The organism is Nostoc foliaceum FACHB-393 (assembly GCF_014698505.1).
GTDB lineage: Bacteria > Cyanobacteriota > Cyanobacteriia > Cyanobacteriales > Nostocaceae > Nostoc > Nostoc foliaceum_A.
Map to the genome: position 1 here is coordinate 135,857 of NZ_JACJTD010000003.1, position 13,520 is coordinate 149,376.

General features: G+C 42.7%; 14 protein-coding genes. 11 read left to right on the top strand and 3 right to left on the bottom strand.

The window, feature by feature from the left end:
• Positions 1-146 precede the first annotated feature (146 nt).
• Both H6G92_RS03980 and accD read left to right on the top strand, forming a co-directional pair.
• Entirely contained in the window at positions 147-320 is a 174-nt protein-coding gene (locus tag H6G92_RS03980; RefSeq protein WP_190891015.1) for a hypothetical protein, read from the top strand.
• Between the two features lie 213 nt (positions 321-533).
• Complete coding sequence (accD, locus tag H6G92_RS03985; RefSeq protein ID WP_190891018.1) at positions 534-1,484, top strand: acetyl-CoA carboxylase, carboxyltransferase subunit beta; 951 nt, start codon at positions 534-536, stop codon at positions 1,482-1,484.
• A gap of 96 nt (positions 1,485-1,580) precedes the next feature.
• Here accD and H6G92_RS03990 read toward each other — a convergent pair whose 3' ends face one another.
• Positions 1,581-2,990 carry an MFS transporter gene (locus tag H6G92_RS03990; RefSeq protein WP_190891020.1) on the bottom strand — a complete coding sequence of 470 codons (1,410 nt, stop codon included), beginning with the start codon at positions 2,988-2,990 and terminating at the stop codon, positions 1,581-1,583.
• Positions 2,991-3,218: 228 nt separating this feature from the next.
• Here H6G92_RS03990 and H6G92_RS03995 point away from each other — a divergent pair, with 228 nt between their 5' ends.
• Positions 3,219-4,439 (top strand): ABC transporter substrate-binding protein, encoded by a 1,221-nt coding sequence (locus tag H6G92_RS03995; RefSeq protein WP_190891466.1) that lies wholly within the window; start codon positions 3,219-3,221, stop codon positions 4,437-4,439.
• 178 nt (positions 4,440-4,617) lie between these two features.
• On the opposite strand, the gene H6G92_RS04000 is transcribed toward H6G92_RS03995, so the two are convergent.
• A complete protein-coding gene (locus tag H6G92_RS04000) occupies positions 4,618-4,947 on the bottom strand; it encodes a hypothetical protein (RefSeq protein ID WP_190891022.1) in 330 nt (109 codons plus the stop codon).
• Positions 4,948-5,067: 120 nt separating this feature from the next.
• Here H6G92_RS04000 and H6G92_RS04005 point away from each other — a divergent pair, with 120 nt between their 5' ends.
• The 6 genes from H6G92_RS04005 to petJ all read left to right on the top strand — a co-directional run bounded on the left by H6G92_RS04005 (position 5,068) and on the right by petJ (position 9,229).
• Positions 5,068-5,976 (top strand): carbohydrate ABC transporter permease, encoded by a 909-nt coding sequence (locus tag H6G92_RS04005; RefSeq protein WP_190891025.1) that lies wholly within the window; start codon positions 5,068-5,070, stop codon positions 5,974-5,976.
• A complete protein-coding gene (locus H6G92_RS04010; protein ID WP_190891027.1) occupies positions 5,973-6,809 on the top strand; it encodes a carbohydrate ABC transporter permease in 837 nt (278 codons plus the stop codon). The genes H6G92_RS04005 and H6G92_RS04010 overlap by 4 nt, the downstream gene beginning before the upstream one ends.
• A gap of 173 nt (positions 6,810-6,982) precedes the next feature.
• A complete protein-coding gene (locus H6G92_RS04015; protein ID WP_190891030.1) occupies positions 6,983-7,198 on the top strand; it encodes a hypothetical protein in 216 nt (71 codons plus the stop codon).
• A 132-nt stretch (positions 7,199-7,330) separates the two neighbouring features.
• Complete coding sequence (gene psbV, locus H6G92_RS04020; protein WP_190891032.1) at positions 7,331-7,822, top strand: photosystem II cytochrome c-550; 492 nt, start codon at positions 7,331-7,333, stop codon at positions 7,820-7,822.
• Positions 7,823-8,221: 399 nt separating this feature from the next.
• A complete protein-coding gene (gene petE, locus H6G92_RS04025) occupies positions 8,222-8,641 on the top strand; it encodes a plastocyanin (protein WP_190891035.1) in 420 nt (139 codons plus the stop codon).
• A 243-nt stretch (positions 8,642-8,884) separates the two neighbouring features.
• Positions 8,885-9,229, top strand: coding sequence for a cytochrome c6 PetJ (gene petJ, locus H6G92_RS04030; protein WP_190891037.1), 345 nt, complete (start codon positions 8,885-8,887; stop codon positions 9,227-9,229).
• 285 nt (positions 9,230-9,514) lie between these two features.
• Here the strand turns inward: petJ and H6G92_RS04035 are convergent, their stop codons facing one another.
• A complete protein-coding gene (locus tag H6G92_RS04035) occupies positions 9,515-11,149 on the bottom strand; it encodes a hypothetical protein (protein WP_190891039.1) in 1,635 nt (544 codons plus the stop codon).
• Between the two features lie 619 nt (positions 11,150-11,768).
• Here H6G92_RS04035 and H6G92_RS04040 point away from each other — a divergent pair.
• The gene (locus H6G92_RS04040; RefSeq protein WP_190891041.1) at positions 11,769-12,464 is read left to right on the top strand and encodes an esterase/lipase family protein; all 696 of its coding nucleotides are present in this window, start codon (positions 11,769-11,771) and stop codon (positions 12,462-12,464) included.
• A 361-nt stretch (positions 12,465-12,825) separates the two neighbouring features.
• Positions 12,826-13,485, top strand: coding sequence for a cytochrome b N-terminal domain-containing protein (locus H6G92_RS04045; protein ID WP_190891044.1), 660 nt, complete (start codon positions 12,826-12,828; stop codon positions 13,483-13,485).
• The last annotated feature ends 35 nt before the right edge of the window (positions 13,486-13,520 follow it).

Here is a 13,520-nt window from a genome sequence, read left to right on the forward strand (position 1 = left end):
GGGAATGGGGTACAGGTTACAGAGCACAGATTGTTCCCTGTTACCTCTTCTCTAACCCAAATGTGATTTCATAAGAAATATTTATAATTCGTGACTGTAACCAACATTACCCCATCTACCCTTCATATTTTGATAATATTCAGCTTGTGACTTGTATTACCCTCTTAACGACGATTAACCGTTGGCAAGCACAACTAGTGCAACAGATGCTGATTGCTCATAACCTAGCAATACGAATAATTGATTTGGGTAGGAGGGGGAAAGCATCTTATTTGGAGGTTGGTATTCTCATGGCTTTGTCAGTACGTCCATATAATTAAGTCTGCTGAAAAAAGAGCAAGAGACTTGTATTGGCATAAGTATTTTCGTTAAGCTGGCAACCAAAGATGAAAATTAAGGTCTGAATTGCTTAAAAGCGTAGTTTGACGATGTAGCCTTTTTTCATTAATAAAGACAAATGGCAAAAGGCTAAAGACAACCCGATACGGCTTGATATGTTTTCGACCTCATACCCACTTAAAATAAAATAAAAAATGGCTAACAACGAAGAATCACGCGGTTTAAAGTCTCTATTTGATTGGTTTGCCAATCGACGGAAATCAGGATCTACCAGTCTCGAACGCCAAGAGCGTGAAATTGCTGATGGGCTATGGCATAAATGTTCTAAGTGCAGTGTCTTGGCATATACAAAAGACCTGAAAGCCAATCAGATGGTTTGTGCCGAATGTGGTCATCACAATCGGGTAGATAGCGATGAGCGCATCCGTCAATTGATAGATCATAATACTTGGAAACCGCTAGACGAGCATTTGCGTCCAACCGATCCGTTGGAATTTCGCGATCGCAAACTCTACAGCGATCGCCTGCGGGAAATGCAAGAGAAAATTGGCTTAATAGACGCAGTTAAAACTGGTTTAGGTCAAATTAATGGTTTACCCATTGCCCTTGGGGTTATGGACTTCCGCTTCATGGGTGGTAGCATGGGTTCGGTTGTGGGAGAAAGACTTACCCGCATGATTGAGCAAGCCACTCAACGGCGGTATCCTGTAGTTATTGTCTGCACCTCCGGAGGCGCGAGAATGCAAGAAGGAATGCTCTCCCTGATGCAGATGGCGAAAATCTCCGCAGCCCTACAGCGCCATAAAGACGCTCGACTATTATATATTCCGGTTTTGACCAATCCCACAACAGGCGGCGTTACCGCAAGTTTTGCAATGTTGGGCGATATTATTTTGGCAGAACCCAAGGCAACCATCGGTTTTGCCGGTCGGCGAGTGATTGAGCAAACCCTGCGGGAAAAACTACCTGATGATTTTCAGACTGCTGAAGATTTGCTCCTGCATGGTTTTGTTGATGATATCGTACCCCGTACCCAATTAAAGAACACCCTAACCCAGCTGATAGCCCTACACCAGCCTGTACTAACAACACCTCATATGGTGTTGTGGGAAACAATGTCCTTGACTTCTACCGCCGCAGAATAGTCAAAAGTCAAAAGTGAAGAGTTAGGAAGTGAGGAGTTATGAGTGAAAAATTCATAACTCCTCACTCTTAACTTCTAACTTCTCACTTTTCAATCCCTAACCTCTGCCTGGCTCTTGAAGAAACATGAGTGGGACAAGTGCTGTTAGTCGAAATAGACTAGAGAGGGCAAACAACCCCAGCAAGCCTCCAAACTGAGCAAATTGAACTATAAAGCTGCCTATGGTTATGCCTAAAGCACCACTCGCTCCAGCAACGGCAGCTGCGATCGCAAAATAGATAGACTGATTTTTAATTGGTGCGATCGCTAATTGTATATTGTTGTTGCACAAGTCAATCGCCGCCCAAGTACCTCCAATCAAGATGTGTAACAGCGGTAACCATAACCAGATGTCAAGGCGATTAACACCAATCCCCAGCCACAGCAGTGGTGTGGCTGCAACCAAAATTCCAATACAGATGAGGATGGGACGATTGCCTATCTTGTCTGCTAATTTTCCCCACAGGATCAGCATTAGCAAAGTCGCCCCCGCCTGAAGGCTGTTGTAGATAGTCACGTAGCTCACATCCAAATCCAGTGTGTCGAGCATATAGAGGTTAAAAAAAGGACTGCTGAGGTTAACAGCAAGCGTCCAGAAACTTAAATACAGCAGAAATCTCAAAAAGTTAGAGTTTTTCCAGATATTGCTCTCTAATTGGTTTTGTGGAGTAGGTACACTACAAAATTCATCTTTTGCAACCTCTGATTGAATCTCATCTGTTTGAGTGAACTTGCCATAATAAGTGTTTTGCGACCGCGGATTCACATCCACCTGAAAATATTGACACCCCAATCCCACAATCCCAAACACTATACCTACCAGCAGAACCACCCCATAACCTTGGAGACTTCCACCATACCAATGTGATACAACGAGTCCAGCTATTGGTACGCAAACCAAATTGGTGAGACTAGCAGCACTATTGCGTATACCAAAATACCTGCCTCGCAATCGCCGGGGAACTATCATTGCTACCCAACTTAGCCACGATGCCGCTCCTAGTCCTCCCAAAAGACTGCTGAATAGAACAATCAAGAGTGTCAATATAACTAACTGATGAGTATTAAGCGCTCCCCAGCTTACGCCTACAATACCAATTACTAGAACCAGCCATAGCAGTCGACCAATTCCGTGTGTCCGAAGAGAATATTGAAAGCGGCTGGTACTACGTTCAGATAAGTAAGCACCCAACGGCTGAATAAGATTGACCAACATCGGGATAGAGCACAGCATCCCAAATACCACTGGACTAGCACCCAATTCCACTAAGAAATTGCTGAGTAAAATTCCGCCAGTTCCAAGGGAGTAAACCGCTGCTAAGACAGAATCCGCAGTGGAGGCTTTTAAACTAGTGCGAATACTATCCTTGGGAATTCGAGAGGTTGGAGAAAGTGCTGTTGATGGTAAAGCAATCTGGGGAATTTCCAGAGTCAGTGGCGCAGTTGTTTCAACCTGAACAAAATCCATAATGTATGTTTATAAGTAAAGCATTCTGGGAGTAATCCGGTTGCAAAGGAACTCAGTATGCTTTTTTAGCATTTCTGATAATTTTTCGTTATTTTAGCTTGCAATTCTCAACAAAAATTTCAAATAAGTAAAATTTCACTCCTTAGCAACAGAAGGTATAAGTAAGAAGAAAGAAACTATTATTTGTCTGTGATCAAGAAAAAATTATTTAATTTTTTGGGATTGGTGATGGCGATCGCGATCGCTATTATTGCTTGTCAAAGCCTACAATTACCAAGCAAACCGTTAGCATCTACCGCAGTCACCATTAAGCTCAGTGGATGGGGAGGCTCTCCTGTTGAGCAAAAACTTTTGAGGCAGGTACTGCAAGACTTTGAAGCACAACATCCAACTATTAAGGTCAAATATGAGGTAATTTCTGACCAATACATGGATGTAATCAAAACTCGTTTAGTTGGGGAAGCTGCGCCCGATGTCTTTTATCTGGATGCCCTAGAAGCTCCTTTCTTGATGAGTCAAAATGTCCTGGAACCGTTAGAAAGTTATATCACCCCCGAATTTGACCTAGCGGACTTCGAGCATACCCTACTCGACAGTTTCAAATACCAGAACCAGATTTATGGTCTTCCCAAAGACTATTCCACCCTTGCTCTGTTTTATAACAAAAAAGCCTTCGCCGCCGCAGGGTTGAGTAATCCGCCGGCTACTTGGGATGAACTACGTAACTACTCGAAGCAATTGACAGGCAAACTTAATAGATACGGCTTTGGAGAAATTCCAGAATTGGCGCGTCAAGCTTATAAAATTAAAGCCTTTGGTGGGCAACTCGTTGATCAAAATGGTTATGCTACCTTTGCCAGTGAGGCAGGATTACAGGGTTTAGAGTTGGTGGTAGACCAGTATCAAAAAGACCGCTCCTCAGCCCAAAAATCTGATGTAGGGACAAACTCAGGTAGTGAAATGTTTGGTCAGAGTAAAGTGGCAATGGTAATTGAAGGTAACTGGGCAATTCCCTACTTAACTGAAACCTTTCCCCAAGTAGAGTTTGCTACTGCACCAGTGCCTACTATTAATGACAAAAAAGGCACGATGGTGTTTACAGTTGCCTACGTAATGAATAAGCAAGCACAACACAAAGCCGAAGCCTGGGAGTTAATTTCTTATCTCACAGGTAAAGAAGGAATGCAGAAGTGGACAGGAACAGGGTTTGCTTTGCCAACCCGGAAATCAGTGGCAAAGAATTTGGGTTACGACCAAGATCCATTGCGATCGCCATTAGTGGCGGGAGTAGATTATGCTACACCGTGGCAGGTAGGTCAGTATCCAGCTGCGATCGTGAATAACTTTGAGAATCAATTTGTCAGTGCCTTGTTGGGACAACAACCATTAAAGCAGGCGATGCTGAAGGCAGAGAATGAAGCTAATCAGCAGATTAAAGCAATGGATTAAGCAATAGACCTCTTGCAAAAGTGCTTTTTGCACTCTTGGGGAAAAGGTTAAAGGTTAAAGGGGAAGGGGACAATACAGAACCTTTTCCCCTTCCCCCTTTCCCTTTTCCCGACTTATGCAAGAAGTCTAATTAAAAATTGTCCTATTTCTTACTCTCACATTCGTTTAACTTAACTCTTCAATTATTTTGAAATTTTGGCAATTCCGAGTTCAAAGCACGAAGTTTTGAGTTCTGAGGTCGAAGTTCCAAGTTCAAAGCACGAAGTTCTGAGTTCTGAGGTCGAAGTTCCGAGTTCAAAGCACGAAGTTCCGAGTTCTGAGGTCGAAGTTCCGAGTTCAAAGCACGAAGTTCTGAGTTCTGAGGTCGAAATTCCAAGTTCAAAGCACGAAGTTCCGAGTTCTGAGGTCGAAGTTCCAAGTTCAAAGCACAAAGTTCTGAGTTCTGAAGTCGAAGTTCCGAGTTCAAAGCACGAAGTTCTGAGTTCTGAGGTCGAAATTCCAAGTTCAAAGCATGGAGTTCCGAGTTCTGAGGTCAAAGTTCCAAGTTCAGAGGACGAAGTACGATAAATAATCATGCACTACCCATCGCTACAGCCGGGTTAGTGCGGGATTAGATGGAGGTTCAATAGTGTTTGAAATCAGCAGGCGGCGGAGTAACCCCAGGTGGAATATCACAGAAAACTTGGCTGGGTATATGTTCATGATGCCCACCATTTTAGTTTTAGGGACTTTCGTAGTCTTACCCATTCTCTACGCCGTTTTTCTTTCCTTGCAAAAAGTTCAACTTCTTGGCGGTATTGAGTACGAGTTCATCGGTTTTCGGAACTTCACACGATTAGCTGAAGATGAACGAGTTTGGATTGCTTTGAGAAACACAGCAGAATATGTAGCCATTGTTGTGCCAACTCAAACTATCCTGGCTTTAATTCTGGCGGTAACTCTGAATTCAGGGATTCGTGGTAAAAACTGGTGGCGTATCCTCTATTTTTTGCCGACAGTCACTTCTTCAGCAGTGCTAACACTCATCTTCATGTGGATTTATAACACCGATGGGCTACTAAACGATTTTCTCGCGTTTGTGGGGCTACCGACATATAACTGGTTGGGTGATCCAGCAGTTGCGCTCAAAGGCATTATGATCATGAACATTTGGTCAACCGCACCATTTTTCATGGTGATTTATCTAGCGGCGTTGCAAGATATACCCCAAACACTTTATGAGGCGGCGGAACTCGATGGCGCAAATGGGTGGCAGCAATTTATCCACATTACTCTTCCCTTGCTTAAGCCTGTAACCTTCTTTGTGGTAGCAGTGGGGGTGATTGGGACTTTTCAACTTTTTGACCAGTCTTACATCTTTTCTGGGGGTACTGGCGGGCCAAACAACGCTACCTTAACTGTGGTGCTGCTAATTTACCAAGCTGTGTTTCGGAATTTACAAATGGGATATGCAGCTGCGATCGCATTTTTGTTAGCAGCAGTAATCATTGCCATCACTTTAATTCAGCAGCGACTTTTTGGAGGCGAACGGATTTGACTAACATCTCTGGCTTATCCTGGCTCAAAGTCTTGTTATACGTCTTGCTGACACTCTATGCGATCGTCACCCTAATTCCCTTTCTCTGGGCACTTTCAGCATCATTTAAGCCGCTAACAGAGATTGTCGGTGGTGAACCCAATTTTCTCCCCAAGAATTTTACTTTCGATAACTACAGACAAATCTTTCTCCAAGAACCGCTGTTTTGGCGCTGGTTGTTCAACAGTGTGGCGATCGCCGTCAGCGTTACGCTTTTAAACTTGTTGTTAAATTCAATGGCTGGTTATGCCTTGGCAAGACTGCGCTTTGTGGGTAAGCGCTTCTGGTTCTTCCTAATTTTGGCTGTGCTGGCAGTACCGACGCAAATCACCCTAATTCCTACATTTTTGATTTTGAAAGCGATCGGTTGGCTGAATTCTTATCAAGGAATGATTGTGCCCAGCATGGTTAATGCCACTTTTATCTTTATGATGCGGCAATTTTTCGTTAATTTTCCTAAAGAACTAGAAGAAGCAGCTCAACTGGATGGCTTAAATACCGTTGGAATTTTTCGACATATTGTCTTACCTTTAGCAAAACCAGCACTGGCAGCGCAGGCAGTTTTTGTGTTCATGGGAAGTTGGAATAATTTTTTACTGCCTATAGTTATCCTATTTGACCCAGAAATGTTTACCCTCCCTTTGGGGCTGAACACCTTCAAAGGTCAATACATCAGTTATTGGAACTACATTATGGCGGCTTCTATGGTCTTTACCCTGCCAGCTTTAGCCATTTACGCCTTTTTTAATCGTTACTTTATTCAAAGCGTCACCTTTACCGGGGGAAAAGGTTAATAGTCATTAGTCATTAGTTAAAAATTCTTCCCTTGCTTCCCCTGCTCCCCCTACTCCCCCTACCCTCTTTTCCCCTCCCATTCCCCAAACAGTATTTTGGGCAACAAATTGCACTCCTAACGTGATATTGGTATTACAGCGACTCAATCTCTATCTATCAGTTAACAAGCATTATGGGTTTTGCAGACCTATCGATCGCAGAGATAGCAGCCGACTACAGCATTCCTGTAGAAAAAGTGTTTTCTCTGTGCAACCAACTGGGAATCGCCTACAAACACCAAAAGACCCGTTTGGCGTTAGAAGATGCAAAGGCAATTATTTCCCAAATATCATCTGAAACACGCCCAAAAGGTACTAGTGACTTGGTGGGTGATAACGAGGTCATCTGAAGGGTGATCTTGGGCTTTAGCTAATCACTGATAGCTAATGACAAAAAACAATGAGTCATTAGCAATTAGCAGTTTGGAGATTGAGAACCGCTTTCTTAGCTGTGTTGAGCGTCAAAATTTTTAAGGGGAAACATGTTTAGAAGACTAATTGGCGTTGTTATGGCCACTGTTTTACTCTCGTTTCAGTTGTTTGTCGGTAGCGCGACAGCAGTGGAACTGGACGAAGCTACCCGAACAGTGCCATTAAATGCTCAAGGTGATACCGTCGTACTTAGCCTAAAACAAGTCAAAGAAGGTAAACGCTTATTTAATTACGCTTGCGCCCAATGTCATGCTGGGGGAGTTACCAAGGTAAACCAGAACGTGGGACTCACTCCAGATGATCTGGCACTGGCAACACCCAACCGTAATAACATTGAAGGCTTAGTGGATTACCTGAAAAATCCCACTACTTACGACGGGGAAGAAGAGATTTCCGAAATACACCCCAGTATCAAAAGCGCAGATATTTTCACAGCAATGCGAAATCTGACAGATGATGACTTGGAGGCGATCGCCGGCCATATTCTCTTACAACCCAAAATCGTTGGCACTAAGTGGGGAGGCGGAAAAATCTATTACTAAATCCTGGAATTAGTACTGGGTATTGGGTACTGGGTGCTGGGGATTAGGGATTGGAAAGAAATCAGTCCCTAATTCCTAGCCCCCAATGCCTAGTTTTTAGCAAAATTTAGCTGCTTTCGTTTCGCAGCAGCACAACAGGCTCCTGGTTGGGGCACGGAAAATTTTTGAAAAATTAAGATATTCCTCAAGAAAAATAAAAATCTATAATTTTACCGATTACCTCTATTCACAGGCTTCTTGGTCTATAGCAGTCTAGTATTTATTACTGATTGCAGAGCTTTTCTCAATAAATTGCTTCCCATTCTTAAAAAAAAAATGTATCTATGACAGATTGTCATATTTGGCGTTGATTTTATTTAAAATGAGAAAGGAAAAAAAATTGTTTGTTAGGAGAGAGCGATGAAATTGATATCCGCAAGCTTGCGACGCCTTAGTTTAGCTGTGTTAACAATCCTTTTAGTTGTTAGCAGCTTTGCTGTTTTTACTCCCAGTGCTTCGGCTGAAACCTACAAGGTGAAATTGGGTAGCGATAAAGGAATGCTGGCATTTGAACCGAAAAAGTTGACAATTAAACCAGGTGACACAATTGAATGGGTGAACAATAAAGTTCCTCCCCATAATGTTGTGTTTGATGCTGCCAAAAACCCCGCCAAGGATGCCGCTTTAGCAAAATCCCTGTCTCATAAGAATTTGCTAATGAGTGCTGGTCAAAAGGAAACAACCACCTTCCCCGCAGACGCACCTGCTGGTGACTACACCTTCTACTGCGAACCCCACCGTGGTGCTGGCATGGTTGGTACAATCACTGTTGAAGGCTAGAAACCTCGCCGTTGGCACAAGATGATTTATCAGTGAAATTAGCTCATCTCAACATGTCACACTCCTAGAGTGACGCACACAATGGATAAATGGCGGTAACGAGTCCTATCCTCCCCTAAGACGCTAAGTAACCTGTAGCGATAGAGGGGTGAACTCGTTACCGCCAATTTTGATCAAATTTGACTTAATCAGGCATTAATCGCGTTTATACTCTTGCTGGAGGCTTGTTGCGAGGAAATTCTGTTGAGAATACTTTTATTAATCCTACTTTTAGCGATCGCTTTATTCAAATTGACATTCATTAGTCCAGCACTAGCTGCCGAAATCTCCAATGGCGCTAAAATTTTCGAGGCTAACTGCGCTTCTTGCCATATAGGTGGCGGTAATATCCTCATTAGCCAGAAAACCTTGAAAAAGGAAGCATTATCAAAGTACCTAGAAAATTATAATAGCGACTCAATCGAGGCGATTATCCACCAAGTGCAAAATGGTAAAAATGCCATGCCTGCCTTTAAAAGCAAGTTAACTTCTGAGGAGATTCTGGAGGTAGCTGCTTACGTTTTTCAGAATGCAGAACAAGGCTGGTAAAGTAGCTGTACCCTATACTTCTTGTGGGGTAAGTGTCTCGCCAGTAATTAAAGGCGGGTTAGACACCCACCTCACAAGATTGGAGAATTTTATTGTTGGAAATACCTAAGTGTATTTATTAGGTATAATCTTCTAATCAACTTCAAATTTAGTTATATCTGACGAACTAGCTATAGCCAGTTCGTCAACTGCTAAAAACGATATTTTAAAGATGAATGATAAATTCAGAATCTTTATCATTCATAGCTTTTAGCTTGTTCTTAATCCAAAATCAGCCGCTGGTGATTATTTTTCTGGATTAGACTTTTGTCTATTTTCCTTCACTTCACGCAACCGTTCTACTAATTTTCCATCCGATTCAGTAGAGGGTGTAGGCTGAGTCTTATTGACTCTCGGCAGAACTAACGGTTCAGGAGTAGTAGCTGTCGATGAAGGCGTAAGCTGGTTATTTCTGATTTGCAGTTCAGAGAATGGTTTAGAAGTAACAGCTGGTGAGGGCGTAGGTTGATTGCTATTGACTCCCGGTGCAGTTAATGGTTTGAGAGTACCTGTCGGTAAGGACGCAGGCTGGTTATTTCTGATGCGCAGTTCAGATAATGGTTTGGGAGTAGCTGCCGGTGATAACTCAGGCTGATTGCCATTGACTCCTGGTGCAGTTAATGGCTTAAGAGTACCTGTCGATGAAGGCGTGGACTGGTTATTTCTGATTCGCAGTTCAGGAAATGGTTTAGAAGTAGCTGCTGGTGAAGGGGTAAGCTGATTGTTATTGATTCCCGGTGCAGATAATTGAGTAGTCCCAGTGCTGTTGCTAGTGCTGTTTTGGAAACGTAAGTTAAATGGATAGGAACTAATCTGTTTATCTCCCTTGGGGGATTGCTTGTTAAAGTATTCCCTTGCTTCTAATTGCAATTCACGGGAAACTAACTTGTCTTGAAACTTGATATCTAAGACCTTACCATCAGGATCTACCACTAATACACCCAAAACAGAGCCTTCAAGATTCGGTTTATCGGTGGGTAATGTTTGGCGGATGACTGGTTTTTGTTCAGCGTTGGGGTATTGTTGCTGGACTTCTTTTCTCAGGTTTGCGTAAGAGTCTAGCTGTGCAATTGCCAGTTCAGTTCCTTTCACAGATGAATCGGGTGTCTTGAGCGTGGTGTCCCTAATTAGGCTTAAGCTATCCCCAGTCCTTGGAGTTTGTTTTAAAGAATTTATCAGCGGGTTTTGAGCAATTCTAGACGCATCATTCCCTGCTTGCGTCATCTGTGGAGTCGTATTTCGCTGTGCTGTTGTAATGGGGCTAGTGTCAGATAGATTTGGCGGTTGGGTATTTTGCAGAATATCATCGGGTATTTTCTGCGACTGCAATTCTGGCAATCTATTTATAGCCAGCGGCTTAGGTGCCTCGTATTTGGTGTCAGTGACATTCACACGAGGAACTGATGGAGAGAATTTGGCGCTGTTATTGAATTTAGAACTGTCAAATTTAGAGGCATCAAATCGCAAATTATCACTAGGAATCATCCGCAAAGACTGCCTTGTAGGCAAGGAAGACACCCGATAGTTATTCAATGATGCGGGTAACGGAGGCATTACTAACTGGCTGGATGACGGTGGTGCCAATGGAGCTAATCCAGTTTGGGCACTAAAGTTGGGAGCAGAAAGTGGCGCTATTGGAGGAAGTTGTTGTAAACCAACTTGGGGCGTGCTTTGCGGCAAACGGCTTTGGTCGGCTTGGCTCAATTCCAAAAGTCCGACGGTTTTGGATGATTCTGTATCTCTGGGTTTGCTAGAATCCATAGGCATCAATGGCACAATCATTGCGATCGCACCGTGAATGCCAAGAGAAGCTATAGCTGCTATCCCAATTGGCTGGCTTAAGATTTCTGGTATATTTTTAAACAGGGAGACGTAAGACATAGCTGTTATCGTTCACTCGGCTCAGTTGCAGTTGACTAGCGATTTTCTCTTTTTGACTATATTGCAATATCTTGCAATATATGCGTCCCTCTAAGGAAATAATAACTTCATATCCTGGCAATTAAAACGCCAAAATTGCTACTTATTTCACTCTTTAATTGATCAATGACGCTGTATCATGTGTTCTAAATTTGAGCTTACTAAAGAGATATTTGAAAAATTACTACTTTTGATTTCTTATTGTTATGACGCACACAACTAAGATTAATATCTGGGATATTTCTAAAGTTTCGGTGAACACACAAGTCTGAGCGCATCACAACGTCTGCTGAAGTTTCCTTGTTTTTTCTACTGTTTTTCAGTCAACTACGCTTCTGTAACAGATGGCACACTTGCTTTTACTAGACTAGCCCCTATGTGAAAATACTACCACATTAGCAGTCCCTAAAACTGTTGCAAATTGTACAATTTTATTGACATTCTAGCCTTAAACCCCGCTAAAGCTATTTGGGTTTTTATAAAAGGAGTCAGTCATGCGATCGCAATTTTAACTTTTAACTTCTGACTACTTCTTCGCCAAAAAAGTTCAAACCCTAAATCATTGCAACCAAAATTTAAAATGCCGTTACCGACAGTTATTGTACCTGGATATCTAGAAAGCGCGATCGCTTACCGCCAACTAGAACAATCCCTACAAGAGTTAGATTTTCCAACGGTTACAGTACCACTGCGACGGCGTGACTGGCTACCCACTATTGGAGGAAGACCTATAACGCCAATTCTGCAACAACTCGATCTTACGATCAAGCATACATTGCTGCAACATAATGCTACTCAAGTTAACTTGATTGGTCACTCAGCAGGAGGTTGGATATCCCGTATCTACATGGGAGAAAAGCCTTATTTGGCAGGAGGTAACGTTAAACCATCCCTCTGGAAAGCGTATCCCTTGATTGCTACTCTCATAACCTTGGGTACACCCCATATTAGTCAAGAACGCTGGACTCGCTCCAATCTAGATTTTGTGACCAATAACTACCCAGGAGCTTTTTACAAAAACGTTCGTTACGTTTGTGTAGCTGGCAAAACTATCTTTGGGCAAAGGCGGACTGGTAGTTGGTTAGCTTACAGTAGTTACCAATTAACTTGTGGTAAGGGCAACACTTGGGGAGATGGAATCACGCCCATTGAAGCTGCTCACTTAGAAGGCGCAGAAAATCTGGTGATTGAAGGTGTGAAGCATTCTCCGAGAAGTCCTGGGATTTGGTATGGTTCACCAGAACCCTTAAAAGCTTGGGTGCAATATTTGATTTAACTGGTAACTTGCGCTATTTTTAACAATCGCCTAGCAATAAATTACTAAGCTAATAGCTAAAGTCGTCTAAAGACGACTAGTAAACGGTTGGGGCTATTAGGCTCAGACTTAAGTCTGAGGTGGGCTAGTTAGCTCATCGCAAATGGTGTAATATATCCAATTTAACAAACTATAGCGGTTCTAGTTTACGTGAGGTACACCCGTATGGGCAGTGCCGTGCCCCTACACCTAGCAATATAATCTTGTACCGTATCTGAGTGGAAACTATATATTTTATTTGGGTAATGCAACATTTATTAATATTTCTTAGCTAAAATTATAAGTGTAATAAATACCTAGTTAAGAACAGGAGGGGTGAGCTATGCAAAGCACCCAGTTCGATAGGATTTTGCGACGAGTAGCGACGATATTATCGGTCGTGATTCTGACTCTGTGCTTAATTTATATCTCTACCGGAGTAATGCTTTCTTTTTACTATGAACCGACAGCAGGCGGAGCTTATAACTCATTAAAGATGATTAATACACAACTGCCATATGGCTGGTTGTTTTGGAGAGCGCATGATATTGCTGGTAACGCGATAATTGCGATCGCTCTCATTCAAATTGTGGTGATGTTTTTAGGTCGGCAATTTCGCAAGAGTTGGCTGGCTGCTTGGATTAGTGGGATTTTGTTGACCTTAAGTGCGATCGGGCTGAATTGGACAGCGATGATCCTAGATTGGACTCAGGAAGGGTACTGGCGTTTTAACATTGAACTAGGAACCATCGAAGCCATTCCTTTGATTGGTGGACAACTGCGCGACATCCTGACTGGGGGTGGAGCGATTAACACAGTTACTGTCGAACATCTTTACACAATACACAGTTATTTAATTTCCGTGGCGACACTAATTCTTGCCATAGTTCATTTATCTGCTTTACTGTGGCAAGAATGGGAAATGTATCAAGAAGCGCCAAGACCAGAAATTGATAATTTGCAACAACCACCAGAAGGCAAGTTTATTCCTTCCCAAGGATAATAAAGAGTCAAAAGTTAAAAATTTTCCCCTGTCCT

Coding starts and splice junctions, on each gene's coding strand:
- H6G92_RS04045 (WP_190891044.1), top strand. CDS start 12,826: ATGCAAAGCACCCAGTTCGATAGGATTTTGCGACGAGTAGCGACGATA.
- H6G92_RS04035 (WP_190891039.1), bottom strand. CDS start 11,149: ATGTCTTACGTCTCCCTGTTTAAAAATATACCAGAAATCTTAAGCCAG.
- H6G92_RS04040 (WP_190891041.1), top strand. CDS start 11,769: ATGCCGTTACCGACAGTTATTGTACCTGGATATCTAGAAAGCGCGATC.
- H6G92_RS04015 (WP_190891030.1), top strand. CDS start 6,983: ATGGGTTTTGCAGACCTATCGATCGCAGAGATAGCAGCCGACTACAGC.
- petE (WP_190891035.1), top strand. CDS start 8,222: ATGAAATTGATATCCGCAAGCTTGCGACGCCTTAGTTTAGCTGTGTTA.
- H6G92_RS03990 (WP_190891020.1), bottom strand. CDS start 2,990: ATGGATTTTGTTCAGGTTGAAACAACTGCGCCACTGACTCTGGAAATT.
- accD (WP_190891018.1), top strand. CDS start 534: ATGGCTAACAACGAAGAATCACGCGGTTTAAAGTCTCTATTTGATTGG.
- psbV (WP_190891032.1), top strand. CDS start 7,331: ATGTTTAGAAGACTAATTGGCGTTGTTATGGCCACTGTTTTACTCTCG.
- H6G92_RS03995 (WP_190891466.1), top strand. CDS start 3,219: ATGGCGATCGCGATCGCTATTATTGCTTGTCAAAGCCTACAATTACCA.